This window comes from Pseudothioclava alba (assembly GCF_033100795.1).
Taxonomy (GTDB): Bacteria; Pseudomonadota; Alphaproteobacteria; order Rhodobacterales; family Rhodobacteraceae; genus Pseudothioclava.
On record NZ_JAWLVI010000005.1, the window covers coordinates 222,726 to 241,812 of the forward strand.

At 63.6% G+C, this 19,087-nt stretch carries 15 protein-coding genes and 2 pseudogenes; 14 read left to right on the forward strand and 3 right to left on the reverse strand.

Features of this window, described 5'->3' with window-relative positions; translation table 11 throughout:
• The first annotated feature begins 48 nt into the window (after window positions 1–48).
• The 4 genes from rsmI (at window position 49) to RYZ20_RS12840 (ending at window position 3,197) form a co-directional block, all read left to right on the forward strand.
• Window positions 49–915: a 16S rRNA (cytidine(1402)-2'-O)-methyltransferase gene (gene rsmI, locus RYZ20_RS12825; RefSeq protein ID WP_317674106.1), complete on the forward strand. Its 867-nt coding sequence runs from the start codon at window positions 49–51 to the stop codon at window positions 913–915.
• Entirely contained in the window at window positions 912–1,268 is a 357-nt protein-coding gene (locus RYZ20_RS12830) for a YraN family protein (protein WP_317674108.1), read from the forward strand. Before rsmI ends, RYZ20_RS12830 begins: the two co-directional genes overlap by 4 nt.
• A gap of 73 nt (window positions 1,269–1,341) precedes the next feature.
• Window positions 1,342–2,283 carry a glutathione synthase gene (gene gshB, locus RYZ20_RS12835; protein WP_317674110.1) on the forward strand — a complete coding sequence of 314 codons (942 nt, stop codon included), beginning with the start codon at window positions 1,342–1,344 and terminating at the stop codon, window positions 2,281–2,283.
• A complete protein-coding gene (locus RYZ20_RS12840) occupies window positions 2,280–3,197 on the forward strand; it encodes an alpha/beta hydrolase (RefSeq protein WP_317674112.1) in 918 nt (305 codons plus the stop codon). The genes gshB and RYZ20_RS12840 overlap by 4 nt, the downstream gene beginning before the upstream one ends.
• Here RYZ20_RS12840 and RYZ20_RS12845 read toward each other — a convergent pair.
• A pseudogene (locus RYZ20_RS12845) lies at window positions 3,160–4,687 on the reverse strand (YifB family Mg chelatase-like AAA ATPase). The gene RYZ20_RS12840 and the pseudogene RYZ20_RS12845 overlap by 38 nt on opposite strands.
• A gap of 251 nt (window positions 4,688–4,938) precedes the next feature.
• On the opposite strand from RYZ20_RS12845, the pseudogene RYZ20_RS12850 reads away from it, so the two are divergent.
• From RYZ20_RS12850 to RYZ20_RS12875, 6 genes and pseudogenes are all read left to right on the forward strand, one after another.
• A pseudogene (locus RYZ20_RS12850) lies at window positions 4,939–5,851 on the forward strand (RNA polymerase factor sigma-32).
• Window positions 5,848–6,681: a ChaN family lipoprotein gene (locus RYZ20_RS12855; protein WP_317674114.1), complete on the forward strand. Its 834-nt coding sequence runs from the start codon at window positions 5,848–5,850 to the stop codon at window positions 6,679–6,681. Before RYZ20_RS12850 ends, RYZ20_RS12855 begins: the two are co-directional and overlap by 4 nt.
• 54 nt (window positions 6,682–6,735) lie before the next feature.
• A complete protein-coding gene (coaBC, locus tag RYZ20_RS12860; protein WP_317674116.1) occupies window positions 6,736–7,932 on the forward strand; it encodes a bifunctional phosphopantothenoylcysteine decarboxylase/phosphopantothenate--cysteine ligase CoaBC in 1,197 nt (398 codons plus the stop codon).
• Window positions 7,929–8,399 (forward strand): dUTP diphosphatase, encoded by a 471-nt coding sequence (gene dut, locus RYZ20_RS12865; RefSeq protein WP_317674118.1) that lies wholly within the window; start codon window positions 7,929–7,931, stop codon window positions 8,397–8,399. The genes coaBC and dut overlap by 4 nt, the downstream gene beginning before the upstream one ends.
• A gap of 3 nt (window positions 8,400–8,402) precedes the next feature.
• Complete coding sequence (locus tag RYZ20_RS12870) at window positions 8,403–9,443, forward strand: HesA/MoeB/ThiF family protein (RefSeq protein WP_411572351.1); 1,041 nt, start codon at window positions 8,403–8,405, stop codon at window positions 9,441–9,443.
• A 27-nt stretch (window positions 9,444–9,470) separates the two neighbouring features.
• Window positions 9,471–11,480, forward strand: coding sequence for a M3 family metallopeptidase (locus tag RYZ20_RS12875; RefSeq protein ID WP_317674120.1), 2,010 nt, complete (start codon window positions 9,471–9,473; stop codon window positions 11,478–11,480).
• Here the strand turns inward: RYZ20_RS12875 and RYZ20_RS12880 are convergent.
• Both RYZ20_RS12880 and RYZ20_RS12885 read right to left on the reverse strand, forming a co-directional pair.
• Window positions 11,477–12,361, reverse strand: a complete 885-nt coding sequence (locus RYZ20_RS12880) for a cation diffusion facilitator family transporter (RefSeq protein ID WP_317674122.1) — start codon at window positions 12,359–12,361, stop codon at window positions 11,477–11,479. The two genes, RYZ20_RS12875 and RYZ20_RS12880, sit on opposite strands and share 4 nt — an antisense overlap.
• 44 nt (window positions 12,362–12,405) lie before the next feature.
• Window positions 12,406–12,936, reverse strand: a complete 531-nt coding sequence (locus RYZ20_RS12885) for an SH3 domain-containing protein (protein ID WP_317674124.1) — start codon at window positions 12,934–12,936, stop codon at window positions 12,406–12,408.
• Window positions 12,937–13,102: 166 nt separating this feature from the next.
• On the opposite strand from RYZ20_RS12885, the gene RYZ20_RS12890 reads away from it, so the two are divergent.
• The 4 genes from RYZ20_RS12890 (at window position 13,103) to RYZ20_RS12905 (ending at window position 19,078) form a co-directional block, all read left to right on the forward strand.
• A complete protein-coding gene (locus RYZ20_RS12890) occupies window positions 13,103–14,089 on the forward strand; it encodes a 2-hydroxyacid dehydrogenase (protein ID WP_317674126.1) in 987 nt (328 codons plus the stop codon).
• On the forward strand, window positions 14,090–15,538 hold the full coding sequence (locus RYZ20_RS12895; protein WP_317674128.1) for a glycosyltransferase family 39 protein: 1,449 nt from the start codon (window positions 14,090–14,092) through the stop codon (window positions 15,536–15,538).
• 120 nt (window positions 15,539–15,658) lie between these two features.
• On the forward strand, window positions 15,659–18,160 hold the full coding sequence (locus RYZ20_RS12900) for a GcvT family protein (RefSeq protein WP_317674130.1): 2,502 nt from the start codon (window positions 15,659–15,661) through the stop codon (window positions 18,158–18,160).
• A gap of 105 nt (window positions 18,161–18,265) precedes the next feature.
• A complete protein-coding gene (locus RYZ20_RS12905) occupies window positions 18,266–19,078 on the forward strand; it encodes a hypothetical protein (RefSeq protein ID WP_317674132.1) in 813 nt (270 codons plus the stop codon).
• Window positions 19,079–19,087: the final 9 nt, after the last annotated feature.

The window sequence follows — 19,087 nt, forward strand, 5'->3', positions numbered from 1 at the left end:
TTCGGTCGGCTAAGTAAATGTTCGAGCAAAGCTGAAAAGGGGAATAGCATGGCCACTCGTGAGGGCTTGGGCAAAGCCTTGCCTGCGGGCCTGTATTTTATCGCCACCCCGATCGGGACCGCGCGCGATATTACGCTGCGCGCGCTAGATATTCTGCGCGATGCCGATGTGATCGCGGCCGAGGATACCCGCACGCTTCGTCATCTGATGGAGATCCACGGCATTCCCGTCGACCACCGCCCGATGATCCCCTATCACGACCATAACGGTGAAACCGCGCGCCCGCGCGTCCTGCGCGCGCTGGCCGAGGGCAAGACGGTAGTCTACGCCTCCGAGGCGGGGACGCCTTTGGTTGCGGACCCCGGTTATCAACTGGGTCGGGCCGCCCTGGCCGAGGGCTTTGCGGTCCATGCGGCGCCCGGGCCTTCGGCGGTTCTGGCTGCGCTGACGGTATCGGGCCTGCCGACGGATCGCTTTATGTTCGCGGGCTTCCCGCCCAACACCCAATCGGCGCGGCGCAAATGGCTGCGCGAGTTTGCCTCTATCCCCGCGACGCTGGTGTTTTACGAAAGCCCCAAGCGGATCAATGCAATGATGTCCGATCTGGTCGAGGTCTTCGGCCCCGAACGCGAGGGCGCGCTGTGCCGCGAACTCACCAAGAAGTTCGAGGAAACCCGTCGCGGGCCGCTGGCTTCTATCCTGCAATCGCTTGAGGACAGCCCCATCAAGGGCGAGATCGTTGTGCTGATCGATCGCGAGCGCGAACGCAAGACCGACCCCGCCGACATTGAGGCGGCGCTGCGTGCAAAGCTGACCGAGATGCGGGTCAAGGATGCCGCGAAAGAGGTGGCCGAACAGTTCGGCCTGCCGCGCCGCGATGTCTATCAACTGGCCCTGACGCTTGAAAAGGAATGAGCGGCGCGCTGTCATATCATGCAGGTGCCGCAGCCGAAGAGCAGGTGGCGGCCAGCTACCGCGCGGACGGGTTTGACCTTTTGGAGCACCGCTGGCGCGGGAAAGCGGGTGGCGAGATCGACCTGATCCTGCGCAAGGGCGATCTGGTGGTGTTTGTCGAGGTCAAGAAATCGGCCAGCCACCTGCGCGCCGCCGAGCATTTGCAGCCCCGCCAGATCGCGCGTCTTCTGGCAGGGGCCGAGGGCTACGCCCGCGCGATGCCGGATATTGCCACCTGCGCATTCCGTTTCGATGTCGCACTTGTCGATAGCGCGGGCCGGATTGAACGGCTGGAGAATGCATTATCCGCCTGAGAGGCTTGACGAAAGATTGCATCGCCCCACGTTCGGGGGCATCTAAAAGGGCAGACTAAGGAAAGGGCGCGCGATGGGCTTGAAAGTTGCGATCCAGATGGACCCGATCGGTCCGATCAACATTGATGCCGACAGCACGTTCCGCATCGCGGAAGAGGCGCAAGCGCGCGGGCATGAGCTGTTCTACTACACGCCCGACAAGCTGGCCTATCGCGAGGGGCGCGTGCTGGCGCGCGGCTGGCCGCTGACGGTGCGGCGCGAATACGGCAACCACTTCACGCTTGGCGACGAGGCCGAGGTCGATCTGGGCGACTATGATGTCGTCTGGCTGCGCCAGGACCCGCCCTTCGACATGGGCTATATCACCACGACCCATATCCTCGAGCGTATCCACCCGCAGACCTTGGTCGTGAATGACCCGTTCTGGGTGCGCAACTATCCCGAGAAGCTGCTCGTTCTGAACTTCCCCGATCTGACGCCGCCCACACTGATCGCGCGCGACCTGCAAACGATCCGCGACTTCAAGCACAAGCACGGCGACATCATCCTCAAGCCGCTGTATGGCAACGGAGGCGCGGGGGTGTTCCGGCTTGACCCGAACGACCGCAACCTCGCCTCGCTGCACGAGCTGTTCACCGGCATCAACCGCGAGCCGCTGATCGCGCAGAAGTTCCTGCCCGCAGTCAGCAAGGGCGACAAGCGGATCATCCTGATCAACGGCGAGCCTGTGGGCGCGATCAACCGCGTGCCTGCCGCGGGCGAAACGCGCTCGAACATGCATGTCGGCGGACGCCCCGAGAAGGTGGGCCTGACCGAGCGTGACCTTGAAATTTGCGCGACCATCGGCCCGCTGTTGCGCGAGAAGGGGCAGGTGTTCGTGGGGATCGACGTGATCGGCGACTGGCTGACCGAGATCAACGTGACTTCGCCCACCGGCATTCAGGAGCTGGAACGCTTTGACGGTGTGAACATCGCCGAGAAAATCTGGCAGGTGATTGAGGCCAAGCGGGCATGAGTATTCGTCAGGCGCTTTTGAACCTTGGATTGCGCCTGATCGCGAAACCCTTGCTGCGGCGTGCACATGACCCTTTGGCGGTGCGTCGGGTGGTGGACTTTATCGCGGAACGAGGCTTCCGCCCGCCGCCCTACACGGTTGAATTGCCGGTGGATCTGGACGGGATCGAGGCGCTCTCGCTGCGGTCTGGGCGGGTGGCTAACCCCTCGGCGCTGGTGCTGTATCTGCATGGTGGCAGCTATATCGCAGGCTCGCCGCTGACCCATCGTGCGTTGGCTGCGCGGATCGCCCGGCTGGCCCGGGTCGAGGTGATCGTGCCGCGCTACCGGCTTGCGCCCGAGCATCCTTTGCCCGCTGCATTGGATGATGCGCTGGCGGCGTGGGATGGTTTGATGGCGCGCGGCTATGCGCCCACCGATATTATTCTGGCGGGCGATAGTGCGGGCGGAGGGCTGGCACTTCTGCTGCTGTCCAAACTGTGCGCGCGCGGCACGCCGCCTGCGGGGCTTGTGGCCTTTTCGCCGTGGACCGACCTGACGTTTTCGGGGGCGTCATACCGCGAAAACGCTGTGCGCGACGTGTTGCTGCCGGTCGAGCGGGTGGAGGAGGCCCGCGCCTTTGCGCTTGGCGGCGGTGATCCGGCCTCGCCTGAAGTCTCACCGCTGTTCGCCGGTTTTAGCGGAGCGCCGCCCGTTCTGATCCAGTATTCCGATAGCGAAATTCTGGCCGATGACAGCCTGTCGATGGCGAACCGTTTGCGCGGGTTCGGGGCCGAGGTGCAGGTGCAGGCCTGGCCCGACGGGCCGCATGTCTGGCAGATGTTCGACGGTTATATCCCCGAGGCGCGCGCGGCCCTGCGTGATGCTGCTGGTGCTATCAGGCGGATGCTCGGGCAGGCTCCGGCAGGGCGCTAAAGCGAAACCCCAGAGCTTCGGCAATATGCGGCGCGGCAACCTGATCGGCGCCGTCCAGATCGGCAATTGTGCGCGCGACGCGCAGAACGCGGTGATAGCCACGCGCCGAAAGGCCAAAGCGATCTGCCGCACGGGTCAGCATGGCGTGGCCCTCGGTCGTGGGGGCGGCGATTTCCTCCAGAGCGTTCCCCTCAATATCGGCATTGGTGCGTGCCGCATACCCCGCAAAGCGCTGCTGCTGGCGGTTGCGCGCGGCCAGAACACGGGAAGCCACCGTGGCCGAACTCTCTCCGGTTGCAGGCGCGGCAAGATCGGCGAGTGTCACCGGCGGCACCTCGATCCGAAGATCGAAGCGGTCCATCAACGGGCCGGAAATCCGCGCCAGATAATCCGCCCCGCAACCCGGCGCCCGCGAACAGGCGCGCGCGGGGTCGCCCAGATAGCCGCATTTGCAGGGGTTGGCAGCAGCAACCAGCAGGAAGCGGCAGGGGTAGCGGATATGGGCGTTGGCGCGGGCGACAACGACCTCGCCGGTCTCGACGGGCTGGCGCAGGGTTTCCAGAACGGTGCGGGGGAACTCGGGAAATTCGTCCATGAACAGCACGCCATTGTGGGCAAGGCTGATTTCGCCGGGCCGCGCGCCGCGTCCGCCGCCGATCATCGCCGCCATCGACGCGGTATGGTGCGGCTCGCGGAACGGTCGTTCGCGCGAGATGCCGCCATCGGTCAATAGCCCCGAAAGCGACTGGATCATCGAGGTTTCAAGCGCCTCGGCGGGCGACAGGGGGGGCAAGATCCCCGGCAGGCGGGCAGCCATCATGGATTTGCCCGATCCCGGCGCGCCGATCATCATCAGGTGGTGGCGTCCGGCGGCGGCAATTTCCAGCGCGCGCTTGGCACGTTCCTGACCTTTCACGTCGCGCAGGTCTCGCGGGGCGGTCGTGTCGCGCACCTCGCCGGGGCGGGCGGGGGACAAGGGAGCGGTTTGGGTGAAATGGCGAAACGCGGCCAGTAGCGTGGGCGGCGCGATAACCGGCGTGGCGCCGACCCATGCGGCCTCGGCGCCACAGGCTGCGGGGCAAATCAGCGTGCGCCCAGACTCGGCTGCGGCCATCGCCGCCGGAAGTGCCCCCCACCACAGGCGTCAGCCGCCCGTCCAACGCCAGCTCGCCGATGGCAACGCAGCCTTCTGCATCCTCGGGCGGGATCACCCCGAGCGCGGCCATCAGTGCCAGCGCGATCGGCAGATCGAAATGCGATCCTTCTTTCGGAATGTCGGCGGGCGAAAGGTTGATCGTCACCTTCTTTAGCGGCAGCGCGATGGACAGCGCGCCAAGGGCGGCGCGCACCCGCTCGCGCGCCTCGGAGACCGCCTTGTCGGGAAGCCCGACAACGGTGAACGAGGGCAAGCCCGGCGAAAGGGCGCATTGCACCTCGACCAGACGCGCCTCGACGCCCTCAAAGGCGACCGTATAGGTTTTGACCACCATCACCTGCCCCACCATTCACGCTCGATCCCTGAATAGGGGGACATGGTTAGTAAAAGGTTAACGTCGATTGGGTGACGCCGCGCGGTTGGCGGTTCCGAGAGGGTGATCCGTGCGAGTATGCACAGTGAATAAAGCAATCGTGAGGTGTATCCGGGGGTGCATTTTGGAATGATTCCAAGTATAGTGAAATTGTCAGGATCGGGCGGCCGCAAGGGAGAGCGCCGCCGAGCCCTCGGAACGGGAGATCTGGAATGGCACAGGTTGGGATGACCGACGAGTCGATGGCGCGCCAGATGATGCGCGCCGAATACCTTGATGCGGAAACCGAGGCGGAACTCGCGCGCGCATGGCGCGACAACCGCGATAAAGAGGCGNCGCGCATGGCGCGACAACCGCGATAAAGAGGCGCTGCACCGGCTGGTGACGGCCTATATGCGCCTTGCGATCTCGATGGCGTCCAAATTCCGCCGCTATGGCGCGCCGATGAATGACCTGATCCAGGAGGCGTCGCTTGGCTTGATGAAGGCCGCCGACAAGTTCGACCCCGACAGGGGCGTGCGGTTTTCGACCTATGCGGTGTGGTGGATCAAAGCCTCGATTCAGGATTTCGTGATGCGCAACTGGTCGATGGTGCGCACGGGGTCGACCTCGTCGCAGAAATCGTTGTTCTTCAACCTCAAGCGCGTGCAGGCGCAGATCGAGCGCGAGGCGGGTGCAGAAGGGCTGGTGCTGGACGGCGCGCAGTTGCGTCAGCGCGTGGCCGAGGTGATCGGCGTGCCGCTGGCCGATGTCGAGATGATGGAGGGGCGCCTTTCGGGGATGGATTTCTCGCTGAACGCCACCCAGTCCAGCGACGACGAGGGGCGCGAATGGGTCGAAAGCCTTGAGGATGACGGCCCCGGCCCCGAAGAACGCACGCAGGTGCGCCACGACGCCCTGACTATGCGCCGCTGGCTGCGCGAGGCGATGGGCGTTCTGACGGAGCGCGAGCGCTATATCGTCGGGCAGCGGCGACTTCTTGACGCACCGCGCACGCTTGAAAGCCTGGGCGAAGAGCTTGGTTTGTCTAAGGAACGTGTGCGCCAGCTTGAAGTTCAAGCTTTCGGGAAGATGCGTAAAAGCCTTGAACGTCACGACCGCGAGGTGCAAACCTTCCTCGCATGAAGGCATTTGCATTTTCCCTTTCCCTGATGCTTGCGGCGGCGCCTGCTGCCGCAACCGAAGTCACCGCCGATACTGTCGGCCCGCTCATTCAACTGATGCAGCCCGACATCGCCGTTCTGGGCGAGGTGCATGACAACCCGATCCATCATCTTAATCAGGCGGCGGCGATCCGGGCGCTGAAGCCCAAGGCGCTGGTGTTCGAGATGCTGACGCCCGATCAGGCCGCGCAAATCACGCCCGCTTTGCGCAAAGACCCGAAGGCGCTGGCGCAGGCGATCGGCTGGGAAGAGGCAGGCTGGCCCGATTTCGCGATTTACGCGCCGATTTTTCAGGCCGCGCCCGACGCGCTGATTATCGGCGCGGCGCTTCCGCGGGACGAATTGCGCACGATTATGGCCGAGCCGATCGAGCGCTATCTGGGTGTAGATGCGGCGGGGTTCGGGGTGGATCAGCCCTATCCGCCAGAATTGCAAAAAAGCCTTGAGGACGAGGCGCAGCGCGACCATTGCAACGCGCTCCCGCCCGAGGCGCTTCCGAAAATCGTCGAGGCGCAGCGGTTGCGCGATGCGGTCTTTACCCGCACCGCCATGCGGGCGCGCAAAACCACGGGCGGGCCGGTTGCGGTGATTACCGGCACGGGCCACACGCGCACCGATCTGGCGGTGCCGCATATGTTGCGCAAGGCATTGCCGGGGTTGAAGATCCTCGCGCTTGGGCAGGTCGAACAGGCCGAAGGCGAGGCGCTGCCCGACGATCTTCCCTATGACTTCTGGATCGTAACCGATCCGGCACCGCGCGAAGACCCTTGTCTGGTGTTCCAGAAGGGCTGAGGCTTGCGCCTTGCGGCCCCGCCGCCTAAGCATTTGGAAACGGCGGAGGGTGCGATGCTTGCGGGCAAGAAAATACTTCTGATCATCGGTGGCGGGATCGCGGCCTATAAGTCGCATGAAACGATCCGTCGTCTGCGCGAGCGCGGAGCAAGCGTTGTGCCGGTGCTGACACGCGCGGCCGAGGAATTTGTGACGCCGCTCAGTGTCTCGGCGCTGGCGGGCGAAAAGGTCTATCGTGATCTCTTCGATCTGACCGACGAGGCCGAGATGGGCCATATCCAGCTAAGCCGCGCTGCCGATCTGGTGGTGGTGGCGCCCGCGACCGCCGATCTGATGGCGAAGATGGCGGCGGGGCTGGCGAATGATCTGGCCTCGACCCTTTTGATGGCGACCGACAAGCGCGTGCTGATCGCGCCTGCGATGAACGTGCGGATGTGGGACCACCCCGCGACACAACGCAACCGCGCGCAGCTTGCGTCCGACGGGGTGCTGTATGTTGGCCCGAACGAAGGCGATATGGCTTGCGGCGAGTTTGGCGCGGGCCGGATGGCCGAGCCGCTTGAGATCGTCGCGGCGATTGAGGGCGCCTTCGGGGGCGGGCCGCTGAAGGGGAAGCATGTGCTTGTGACCTCGGGGCCGACGCATGAGCCGATTGATCCGGTGCGCTATATCGCGAACCGCTCGTCCGGGGCGCAAGGCGCTGCACTGGCTGCGGCACTGCGTGACCTTGGTGCGCGGGTGAGCTTTGTCACGGGGCCGGCCGATGTGCCGCCGCCCGCAGGCGTCGATGTGATCCGTGTGCAAAGCGCGCGCGACATGCTGACGGCGGTCGAGGCGGCGCTTCCCGCGGATGCCGCTGTGTTTGCTGCCGCCGTTGCCGATTGGCGGGTTGCCAATGCCGCTGGCCAAAAGATGAAAAAGGATGCAAGCGGCACCTTGCCGGTGCTGGAGTTTGCCGAAAACCCCGACATCCTGCGTCATGTCTCGCAACTGGGGCAGGGGCGGCCTTCGCTGGTTGTGGGCTTCGCCGCCGAGACCGAAAAGGTTGTCGAACACGCCACCGCCAAACGCGCGCGCAAGGGCTGTGACTGGATCGTTGCGAATGATGTCTCGCCCGAGACGGGCATCATGGGCGGGCGCGAAAATGCGGTGGTGATTATCTCGGATGCGGGGGCAGAGAGCTGGCCGCGCATGGACAAAAACGAGGTGGCCGCGCGTCTGGCTGCCCGCATTGCGGAGGCGCTGGCATGACGACCCCTTTGATTGCGGTGATCCATGAGGACTGGGCCGATCCGACCGTGGCTTTACCCGCCTATGAAACCGAAGGCGCGGCAGGCGCCGATCTGCGCGCGAACCTGCCGCCCGAATATCGCGGTGTGGGCATCACGCTTGCGCCCCTGTCGCGCGCACTGATTCCGACGGGGCTGCGCGTGGAAATTCCGGCAGGGTTCGAGATGCAGATCCGTCCGCGCTCGGGGCTGGCCTTCAAGCACGGGATTTCCATTCCGAACGCGCCCGGCACCATCGACAGCGATTATCGCGGGCCTTTGGGCGTGCTTCTGATCAACCTTGGCACCGAGCCGTTCAAGGTCGCGCATGGCGACCGGATCGCGCAGGCGATTGTCGCGCCTGTCGTGCAGGCTCGCTACGCGCAGGCTGAGGGTCTAAGCGATACCGCGCGCGGGGCGGGCGGGTTCGGCTCGACCGGACGGGGCTAAGCGATGCTTGGGGGCTTCCTGCTTTTGGGCGTTCTGGCGCTTGGGCTGGTGATGAAGGCGCCGCTGCGCATGGTCGCGGGGGTGCTGGCGGTGCTCTGGCTGGCCTTTACCGCCTCGCATCTGGTGTTGCCTGCGATGCACCCTGTGTCGCGCGGCATCGGGGGCAGCCTGCCCGCGTGGATCGGGCTTGGCGTTGTGGCGGCAATTGTGCTGGCCTATCGCGCGGGTCTGGGGCATCTGCGCCAGCGCGCGGTGGAACCGGCTGCTGCGCCGACGGGCACCTTTTCCGAGGCCGAGCTGGACCGTTACGCCCGCCATATCCTGTTGCGAGAGGTCGGTGGCCCCGGGCAGAAAAAGCTGAAGAATGCCAAGGTTCTGGTGGTGGGCGCTGGTGGGCTTGGCTCGCCCGTGCTGCTGTATCTTGCAGCGGCAGGCGTTGGCACGATTGGCGTTGTCGATGACGATGTGGTCTCGAATTCGAACCTGCAACGGCAGGTGATCCACCGCGACGCGGACATCGGCAAGCCCAAGGTGTTTTCCGCCGAGGCCGCGATGAAAGCGCTCAACCCCCATATTACGGTGCGCCCCTATAACCGGCGGCTGGCGGAGGCCGAGGCGCGTGCCTTGGTTGCCGAATACGATCTGGTTATCGACGGGACGGATAATTTCGACACGCGCTATATGCTGAACGAAGCCTGCGTGGCCGCGGGGAAACCGCTTTTGTCGGGCGCGATCACCCAATGGGAGGGGCAGCTTTCGCTTTATGATCCGGCGAAAGGCGCGCCCTGCTATGCCTGCGTCTTCCCCGAGCGCCCCGCGCCCGGTCTTGTGCCGACCTGCGCCGAGGCGGGCGTGATCGGCGCGCTGCCCGGAGTGATCGGGTCGATGATGGCGGGCGAGGCGATCAAGGCAATCACCGGGGCAGGGCAAGACCTGCGCGGGCGCTTGCTGATCCATGACATGCTCTGGGGCGAAAGCCGCCAGATTTCGGTGAAACGTCAGGCAGATTGCGCCGTTTGCAGCGGGGCTGGCGCGGCAGAGTAGGCCCAAGCGGGCAAAGGAGTTTTGACAATGACGAATGTGCTATTGACGGATTGGACCGGCCCCTTTGCCTTGCCGCCTTTCGCGGCGCTCCGCGATGAGGATTTCGGCCCCGCTTTTGATGCCGCGCTTGAAGAGGCCCGCGCGAATGTAGCGCAAATCGTGGCCAATCCGGCAGCGCCCGATTTCGCCAATACCATCGAGGCGCTGGAGCAGGCCGAAGGGTTGCTCGACCGCGTTTCGGGTCTTTTCTACAATCTGGCTGGCGCCGACAGCACGCCCGCGCGCCAAGCGCTCCAGCGCGAATTGGCGCCCAAGCTTTCGGCGTTCTCGTCCGAGGTTCTGATGAACCCCGCACTGTTTGCGCGCGTTCAGGCTGTGGTGGACACGGCCCAAGGGCTGAGTGCCGAACAGGCGCGTGTGCTTGACCTGTATCGCCAGATGTTCGTCCGCGCAGGCGCCGCGCTTGAGGGCGAAGACGCGACCCGCATGGCTGCGATCAAGTCGCGGCTTGCCGTTCTGGGGACCGAGTTCACGCAGAACCTTCTGGCGGATGAAAGCGAATGGTTCATGGATCTGGCCGAGGTCGATCTGGAAGGCTTGCCTGCGTTCGTGGTGGATGCAGCCCGAGCTGCGGGCGCAGAACGTGGTGCGGCGGGGCCGGTGGTGACGCTCTCGCGGTCACTGATCGTGCCGTTCTTGCAGTTCTCGCCGCGCCGCGACCTGCGCGAGCGCGCCTATCGGGCGTGGGCCGCGCGCGGGGCAAACGGCGGCAAGACCGACAACCGGGCGATTGCCGCCGAAACGCTGGCGCTGCGCGAGGAACGCGCCAAGCTGTTGGGCTATCCTTCGTTCTCGGCCTACAAGCTGGAACCCGAGATGGCGAAAACGCCCGAACGTGTGCGCGAACTGTTGATGCGTGTCTGGGAACCTGCCAAGGCCAAGGCCGAAGCCGATGCCGATGTGCTGGCCGAGATGATGCACGCGGACGGGGTGAACGGCGATCTGGAGCCTTGGGACTGGCGCTATTATTCGGAAAAGCGCCGCGTGGCAGAGCATGATTTCGATGAGGCGGGGCTGAAGCCCTATCTTTCGCTGGGTGCGATGCTGGGCGCGATGTTCGACACGGCGAACCGCCTGTTCGGGCTGGAGTTTGCCGAGATTGACGGCCCCTTCTACCACCCGGATGTGCGCGGCTGGGAGGTCACGCGGGGCGGTCAGCATGTCGCGGTGTTCCTGGGCGACTATTTTGCGCGCGGGTCCAAACGGTCGGGGGCGTGGTGCTCGGCGATGCGCAGCCAGCGTAAGCTCGGCGGCGATGTGCGCCCGATCGTCGTCAATGTATGCAACTTCGCGAAGGGCGAGCCGACACTGCTAAGCTATGATGACGCGCGCACCCTGTTCCACGAGTTTGGCCACGCGCTGCACCAGATGCTGTCGGATGTGACCTATCAGTTCATCTCGGGGACCAGTGTCGCGCGCGATTTCGTCGAACTTCCCTCGCAGCTCTACGAGCACTGGCTGGAGGTGCCTGAGGTTCTGGAGCGCCACGCGCGGCATTATAAGACGGACGAGGCGATGCCGGCCGAGCTGCTGCGCAAACTTCTGGCGGCGGCGACCTACGATCAGGGCTTCGCGACGGTCGAGTTTCTGGGTTCGGCGCTGGTCGATCTGGCCTTCCACGAGGGCGCAGCCCCCGCCGATCCGATGGCTATGCAGGCCGATGTTCTGGCGGCTATCGGGATGCCCAAGGCGATCGGGATGCGCCACGCAACGCCGCATTTCGCGCATGTCTTCTCGGGCGACGGATATTCGTCGGGGTATTACAGCTATATGTGGTCCGAGGTGATGGACGCGGACGCATTCGCCGCCTTCGAAGAGGTTGGCGACCCCTTCGATCCGGCCACGGCCAGGCGGCTTGAGGCGTTCATCCTCTCGGCTGGCGGTTCGCGCCCGCCCGAAGAACTGTATACCGCGTTCCGCGGGCAGATGCCGGGGGTCGAGCCGTTGCTTAAAGGGCGCGGGTTGCTGGAGGCTTAGGCCCGCCAGACATCCTGATGGATGATAATTTCGGCGTGGGGGTAGGCGGTGAAGATCGCGCGCTTTAGCCCTGCGCTGATGTCGTGGGCCTGCTCCAGCGTCTGGCTGCCGTCAAGTTCCACATGCAGGTTCACGAACAGGCGCGATCCGGCGGTGCGGGTTTTCAGATCATGGTGCCCCAGAACGCCGGGGTAGTCCGTTGCGATACGCGCGATGTCGGCGATGATTTCAGGCTCGGCGGCGCGATCCATCAGCGCGTGGAACGCCGCAGTGCCAATCCCGAGCGAGCCATAAAGCATATAAGCTGCGGCAAGGATCGCGATGATGCTGTCGACCTGCGCAATACCAAAGCGCGCCGAGAGCACCAGCGCGATAATCGCGCCGATGGTGGGCATCAGGTCACCAAGATAGTGCAGCCGGTCCGCCGCGACGACCTTGTTTCCCGTGCGCGCGGCCACCCGCGATTGCCACAAGACCAGCGCGCCGGTCAGCACAATTGACACGACCATCACAACGATACCACCGCTTTCATGCGCCAGCGCCCTTGGCTCGGGCGCGGTCAGGCGGATCATCGCGGTCGTGGCAATCGCAATGGCCGACCCCGCAACAATGATCGCCTGCGCCAGAGAGGTCAGATCCTCGATCGAGGTATGCCCGAAGGCGTGATCGTCATCGGCGGGGCGCGCGGCATAAAAGATCGCCCCCAGCCCCGCGCCCGAGACCAGCAAATCCATCACGCTATCGGCCAGCGAGGCCGCGATCGACAGCGAGCCGGTCTGCGCCAGCGCCCACAGCTTGATCGCAACCAGAATCAGCGCCACGGAAACCGAGGCGATTCCGGCCGAAATGTTCAGCCCGTGATGAGTGTCATGCGTCGTCATGGGGCGGGTCTAGCACCCTTTGGGGGCGGGCGAAAAGCCAAAGATCACTCGCGCGTTTCGTCGGGGAAGACGCCCCAGAGGTTGCTTTTCTCGGTCCAGCCTTCGATCCCGTCTTGCGATACCTCGCACCAGCGCGGCAGACATTCGCCCAGCTTCATAATCGCACCGGCCTCGGCGATGCCGGTCACGGGCGAGGATTGCTCGGCGCGGGCGTGCAGTTCGGCCATGTCGCTTTCGACGGTCACATTACGCACGCCCGAAAGCAGCGAATAATGCACCCAGCCGCCTGCGCCGTCGCGGTCTTCGACGCGGCGCCAGTGGCCGAACTCGGCGGTGATTTTCAGCGGCATTCCATTGTGCTTGAACACCCAGTCGATGCGATGTGACAGCGAAGGGCCGCGCCGCGCGTTCCCCTGATCGCCCTTGAGAGAGACAAAGCGCGGCACCGGGAGGTTCGTAACCGGACCCTTTGTCTCCTGGCTGCGCGCGGGGGCGTCTTGGGCATTTGCCGGAAGACATAGCGATGCCGCGATAATCGCCACGATAGCGCCGATCCGAAAAGACCTGTTCTGCATTCGAAACTGCCTCATTCTCTGGCGATCAAAAGCACCGCCGCGCAAGAAAATTGCGCTAACAGGCATGTTTGTGCCAATTTTATTACTTGCGGGGTCTTGTGTATTCCCCCGTTGATAGGCAGTTTGCACGATAACACAGAAGCTTTGAAGAGAGGAGAGTCGGCCCATGCCAGCACCGCGCTTGAGTGTTGTCGTGACGCGACGGTTGCCCGAAGTCGTCGAGACGCGGATGAAAGAGCTGTTCGATGTGGAATTGCGCCCGGATGATACGCGCATGACCCGCGAAGAGCTTGTGAGCGCGATGGGGCGGGCCGATGTTCTGGTGCCCTGCGTGACCGACCATATCGACGCGAGCATGTTGGCGCAGGCGGGCGAGCGGCTCAAGCTGATCGCGAACTATGGCGCGGGTGTTGACCATGTCGATGTAACCTCGGCGCGTCAGCGCGGGGTTCTGGTGTCGAATACGCCCGGCGTTGTGACCGAGGATACCGCCGATATGACGATGGCGCTGATCCTTGCGGTGACGCGGCGTATCCCCGAAGGGCTGGCGGTGATGCAGTCGGGCGAATGGGGCGGCTGGTCTCCGACGGCCTATCTTGGTGGCCGCATCGGTGGTCGGCGTCTGGGTATTCTGGGGATGGGCCGGATCGGTCAGGCGGTCGCGCGGCGTGCCGCTGCCTTCGGGATGCAGATCCACTATCACAACCGGCGGCGTCTGCGCCCCGAGGTCGAGCAGGAATTCGGCGCGACCTATTGGGAGAGCCTTGACCAGATGGTCAGCCGGATGGATGTGATCTCGGTCAACTGTCCGCATACGCCCTCGACCTTCCACCTGCTCAATGCGCGCCGCCTGAAGATGCTCAAGCCCGAGGCGGTGGTCGTGAATACCTCGCGCGGCGAGGTGATCGACGAGAACGCGCTCACGCGGATGCTGCGCGCGGGGGAACTGGCTGGCGCAGGGCTTGACGTGTTCGAACGCGGCGCCGAGGTCAATCCACGTCTGCGTGCGCTGCCCAATGTGGTGCTTTTGCCGCATATGGGCTCGGCCACGGTTGAAGGCCGCGTCGAGATGGGCGAGAAGGTGATTATCAACATCAAGACCTTCGCCGATGGGCATCGCCCGCCGGATCTGGTGGTTCCAGGACTTATGTAAATGCATCAGACACAGGCGGGCAGGGCAAGCAATCGTTGGAAAACGAGGCTTGTTCTGGCGCTTTGTGCCTATTTTGCGCTGCAGGCGGCACTGCGGATCTGGCTGGGGCAAGGCGTCCATCTGGACGAAGGGCAGCTGATGCTTTTTGCGCGGCAGTTCCAGTGGGGCTATGGCGGGCAGCTGCCGCTTTACTACTGGGTGCAGGCTGGGGTTTTCTATCTGTTCGGGCCGACGGTTGCGGCGATGGCTGTGACGAAAAACCTTTGGCTACTGGCGGGCTATCTGCTGCTTTTCGATGCGCTGCGCCGTTTCGTGGATACCCCGCGTGCGGCTCTGGCGACGCTGGGGATCGCGTTCAGCCCCGATATTGTCTGGGAGGCACAACGCACGCTGACCCATTCGGTCGCGCTGTTCACGACCTGCGCGCTCTATCTGGCGGCGCTGTCGCGCGTGCTGACGCGGGCGCAGATCCGCGACTGGGTCCTGCTTGGCGTGGCTGTGGCGCTTGGGGGGCTTTCGAAATACAACTTCTGGATTTTGCCACTGGCGAGTGCTGCGGCGCTGATGACGCTTCCACCAAGCCCTGTCGGGCATCGGGCGATGCGTCTGCCGCGCGGGCTGATGCTGGCAGGAGCGGTTGCGGTTGTGCTTCTGGCGGGGCCGATGCTCTGGATCGTGCAGAACTTTGCTCTGGCGTTCTCGTCGTCGCGCAAAGTGCATCTGGGCAGCGCCAATATGAGCGATGTGCCGTTTCTGAATGGCGTTCTTGAGGTTGCGGGCGCGTTTGCGATGGTGCTGGTTCTGGCAGCGGTGGTGGCGGCGCTGGCGCGGTTTTCCGGCGGGCCGGTTGTGAACCCGCCTGATGAGCCCGCGCGCTGGTTGCGCCGGTTCCTGATGCGCACGGCGGTCATTGGTGCGGTGGTTCTTGCCCTCGCGATGGGGCTGGCCGAGGCCACCCGCGTTACGCAGCGCTGGCTGATCCCGCTGGCGATGCCCGGTATCCTTGCGTTGATGCTGTGGGCGCTGGAGGCGGGGCGGTCCCGCGCGCCCAAGGTCATTCTGGGCGGAGCGGGGATTGTTGCCGTGGCGATTGCGGCGGGGATTTTTACAGTCTTTGGCCTGCGTCCGTCGATCCTGAGCTACGATTTCCGTTCCCTGAGCGAGGCGCTTGCGCCGCAGATGGAGGCAGGGGACACCGCGCTTGGCGGGAACGGCTGGATTGTTGCCAGTGTCGAGGTGTTCGCCCCCGACTGGCCGATGCAATTCGGCCCGCCGCTCTTTCCAGAGCCAGCCGCAGGGTCGCATCTGATGCAGCTTACGAAGGCGCAGGACGAGGCGCCTGTCGTCGAGGGGGCCGACCCGTTGGGCGAGTCGCTGATTGCCGTGCCTGACAGGCTGCGCCCCGACCAGCCGATGATGGTTCGCGCCGCTCTTTGGCGCTATCGCTAGACTAAACCCCGCCATATTCGCGGGCGGATGTCGCTTTTGGCTGACAAATGTCGGGACAGATTGCCCGCGCGCCTTCCACTCTGGCACAAACGCTTAAAGAGGTCTGGAAGGAGTGCTCCGATGAAAACCCATGTCAAAGCTCTGGTCGTCGGCGGCGGGGCCGTCGGATGCGGGATTGCCTACCATCTGGCGAAAGCCGGTTGGGATACGATGCTTGTCGAACGCGACGAGCTGACCGCAGGCTCCACCTGGCACGCTGCCGGTCTGCTGCCGCTCTTCAACATGAGCTACGCAACCACCCATATCCACAAATACTCGGTGGATTTCTACAAGACGCTCGAGGCTGAAACCGGCCTGAACGCGGGCTTCTCGATCTGCGGCAACCTGCGCATGGCGCAGACGCAGGAGCGTATGGACGAATACATGCTGTATTCGTCGGTGGCCGAGACCGCAGACGTCTATCACGAATTCCTCACGCCCGCGCAGATCAAAGAACGCTGGCCGCTGGTGCGCACCGATGACCTCAAGGGCGCGCTGTTCCACCCGCAGGACGGCTATATCAACCCGGCCGATGTGACGCAGGCAATGGCCAAGGGCGCGCGTCAGCACGGCGCGACCATCGTGCGCAAGCTGCAGGTGAACTCGTATAAGTGGACCGGTTCCGAGTGGATCGTCACGCTTGAGAAGATGGAAGAAAAGGGCGGCAACCTTGTGCCGTCGGGCGAGCTTGTCGAAGTGCACGCCGAGCATGTCGTGACCGCGACCGGCAACCACGCTCAGCGCACCGCGCGCCTTCTGGGCATCAAGATCCCCGCGATCCCGGTCGAGCACCAGTTCATCGTGACCGAGCCGGACCCCGCGCTGCAGGCCTATCGCGCCGCCGGCAACCCCGAGCACCCCGTGCTGCGTGACGCCGATGCCAAGTGGTATGTCCGCGAAGAGCGCGGCGGCTGGATCCTTGGCCCCTACGAGCGCGGCGCCCCTGTGCGCTTCCCCTATGGGGTGCCCGACAGCTTCCGCGCTGATCTCTTCCCGCTGAACCTTGAGCGGATCGAAGAAGAATACATGTCGATGATCCACCGCATTCCGACTTCGGAAACCGTGGGTCTGAAAGACGACTTCAACGGCCCGATCTGCTACACGCCCGACGGCAACCCGCTGGTTGGTCCGGCTCCGGGGCTGCGCAACATGTGGCTGGCCGAGGGCTTCTCCTTCGGGATCACGGCCGCAGGTGGCACCGGCTATTACCTCGCGCAGATGATGGTCAACGGCGAAGCCGAGATCGACATGGCGTCCCTGGACCCCAAGCGTTACGGTTCGTGGATGACGACCGAATACGCGTCGCGCAAGAACGAAGAGTGCTACGAGCACGTCTTCATTCTGCACCACCCCGACGAAGAGCGCGAAGCTGCCCGTCCGCTGCGCACCGCCGCCAACTACGACCGCCAGAAAGCGCTTGGCGCGCAATTCGGTCAGGTCAACGGCTGGGAACGCCCGAACTACTATGGCCCGCTGGACGCGCCCTCGTCGTTCGACCATGACAGCCGCAGCTTCCGCCGTGGCGCATGGTGGCCATACGCCCTCGACGAGGCCAAGGCGATCCGCGAGACCGCAGGTCTGATCGACGCATCCGCCTTCACCAAGCACCTTGTGCGTGGCCCCGGCGCGACCGCGTTCCTTGACCACTTCACCTGCAACAAGCTGCCGAAAGTGGGGCGGATCAACCTGACCTACGCGCTGACCACCGCAGGCACCACGCGCACCGAATACACCATCGTGCGTCTGGACGAGGACGAGTATTACCTCGTGTCGGCGGGTGCGTGGACGGATTACGACGCCGACTTCCTGAAGAAGTCGCTCGAAGATTTCCGCGCAGACGGTGGCGATTATGTCGATGTGCATGATGTCACCACGCAATGGGGTGTCTTTGCGCTTGCAGGCCCGAATGCCCGCGCGATCCTCAACGAGATCGTCAAGGACGCCGAGCCGGAAACCGTGCTTTCGAACAAGCGCTTCCCGTGGCTGAGCTACCGCGACATCGAACTGGGGATGTGCCCGGTGCGCGCGGTCCGCGTGGCCTATACCGGCGAGCTTGGCTGGGAACTCCACCACCCGATCGAGATGAGCCGTTACCTTTGGGATCAGCTGATGGAAGCTGGCGCAAAGCACGGTATGAAGCTGGTCGGCGCGCGTGCCCAGAACTGGCTGCGTCAGGAGAAATCCTACCGCGCCTTCGGGACCGAGCTTGGCCGCGATGCAACGCCCCTTGAGGCCGGTCTGGACCGCTTTGTCGATCTGGAAAAGGACTTCATGGGCAAGCAGGCAATGCTGGATACCGGCATCCGCGCGAAATGCGTCACGCTGCTGATCGACGGGCCGGAAGACACCGATCCGTGGGGCAAAGAGGCGCTGCTGCTGAACGGCGAAAAGATTGGCCGTCTGACCTCGGGTGGCTACTCGGTCGCTTTTGGCAAGCAGATCGGCATGGGCTATGTGCGCCCCGATCTGGCAGAACCGGGCACCAGGCTGAAGGTGAAGATGCTGCTGCAAGAGTGGGATGCGGTTGTCACCGAAGACAGCCCGCACGACCCGACGAACGCGCGTATCCGCGTCAACGGCTAAGACGCCTGACAGAAACAAAAGGGGCGCGGGGGTATATCCCAAGCCCCTGGTGATAAATGTTGACGCCTAAAATGATGATCCGGTAGGCTTAACGGTGGCAACCCTATGTGGTTGCCGCCGTTTTTCGCACCACAACAGGCGGTAGGTTTGCCAAAATCGACTGAAAATCCGCTCTCGCAGAAAGCTGCGGAGCCCCCTGAACCTCCTCGGGCGCGGCGGCGTCGCCTGCCAGAACTTGCCGATGGCTTTTCCGTAAACTTCTGTCGCAACACTCTTTGCGAACTGTTCGGAGAACTCCCCGACCCATTCGACAACCGAGGGCGACCACAAAAGGGCGTAAAAAAGAACTTAAGCAAAGGCGTCGTCAAAGGGTCCGGCAACGAACGCAACTACCGTTGCCCAGCCTGCGGGCGACAAAACGTTTTGAAATCCAATAAAGCAATAGCCGAAGAATATCAGCGTCTTTTTTCGATTTATAGCGGAACAAAACAAGCACATTGCACAAATCCCAACTGCGAAAACCATAACAAAGGGGTTCAATCCCATGAACACTGCTATCGGCGATATGGTCTCACCGCGAAAGGTGATCCGCGCTATCAATGCAGGGCGTGCCGAAAAGTGTTCTCTATCGGGAAGCCAAATCGCAGGCACAAGCGCAAAGACCTAGCGCGAAAAGTACTTCGAAGCCTCGTAAACGGCATGACGCTCACAGCGATTGCCGAAGTTCATGACGTACATATCAAGGATGTTTATCGAAAGCTTGATTTCATACATGACGCTTGTCTGGAGTTCGCAAAGGAGCGGGAGTGTCCGTCGTCAGATAATTTGGGACAGTTGAGCGCGCTTTCGTTTGGAGGCTCTGGCTCATCCTTGATTGAGTTTATGCGTTTTCAGTTTGGTGGCGCAAGCGCCGCTTGAGCATGGTTT

Coding starts and splice junctions, on each gene's coding strand:
- rsmI (WP_317674106.1), top strand. CDS start 49: ATGGCCACTCGTGAGGGCTTGGGCAAAGCCTTGCCTGCGGGCCTGTAT.
- RYZ20_RS12830 (WP_317674108.1), top strand. CDS start 912: ATGAGCGGCGCGCTGTCATATCATGCAGGTGCCGCAGCCGAAGAGCAG.
- gshB (WP_317674110.1), top strand. CDS start 1,342: ATGGGCTTGAAAGTTGCGATCCAGATGGACCCGATCGGTCCGATCAAC.
- RYZ20_RS12840 (WP_317674112.1), top strand. CDS start 2,280: ATGAGTATTCGTCAGGCGCTTTTGAACCTTGGATTGCGCCTGATCGCG.
- RYZ20_RS12855 (WP_317674114.1), top strand. CDS start 5,848: ATGAAGGCATTTGCATTTTCCCTTTCCCTGATGCTTGCGGCGGCGCCT.
- coaBC (WP_317674116.1), top strand. CDS start 6,736: ATGCTTGCGGGCAAGAAAATACTTCTGATCATCGGTGGCGGGATCGCG.
- dut (WP_317674118.1), top strand. CDS start 7,929: ATGACGACCCCTTTGATTGCGGTGATCCATGAGGACTGGGCCGATCCG.
- RYZ20_RS12870 (WP_411572351.1), top strand. CDS start 8,403: ATGCTTGGGGGCTTCCTGCTTTTGGGCGTTCTGGCGCTTGGGCTGGTG.
- RYZ20_RS12875 (WP_317674120.1), top strand. CDS start 9,471: ATGACGAATGTGCTATTGACGGATTGGACCGGCCCCTTTGCCTTGCCG.
- RYZ20_RS12880 (WP_317674122.1), bottom strand. CDS start 12,361: ATGACGACGCATGACACTCATCACGGGCTGAACATTTCGGCCGGAATC.
- RYZ20_RS12885 (WP_317674124.1), bottom strand. CDS start 12,936: ATGCAGAACAGGTCTTTTCGGATCGGCGCTATCGTGGCGATTATCGCG.
- RYZ20_RS12890 (WP_317674126.1), top strand. CDS start 13,103: ATGCCAGCACCGCGCTTGAGTGTTGTCGTGACGCGACGGTTGCCCGAA.
- RYZ20_RS12895 (WP_317674128.1), top strand. CDS start 14,090: ATGCATCAGACACAGGCGGGCAGGGCAAGCAATCGTTGGAAAACGAGG.
- RYZ20_RS12900 (WP_317674130.1), top strand. CDS start 15,659: ATGAAAACCCATGTCAAAGCTCTGGTCGTCGGCGGCGGGGCCGTCGGA.
- RYZ20_RS12905 (WP_317674132.1), top strand. CDS start 18,266: ATGTGGTTGCCGCCGTTTTTCGCACCACAACAGGCGGTAGGTTTGCCA.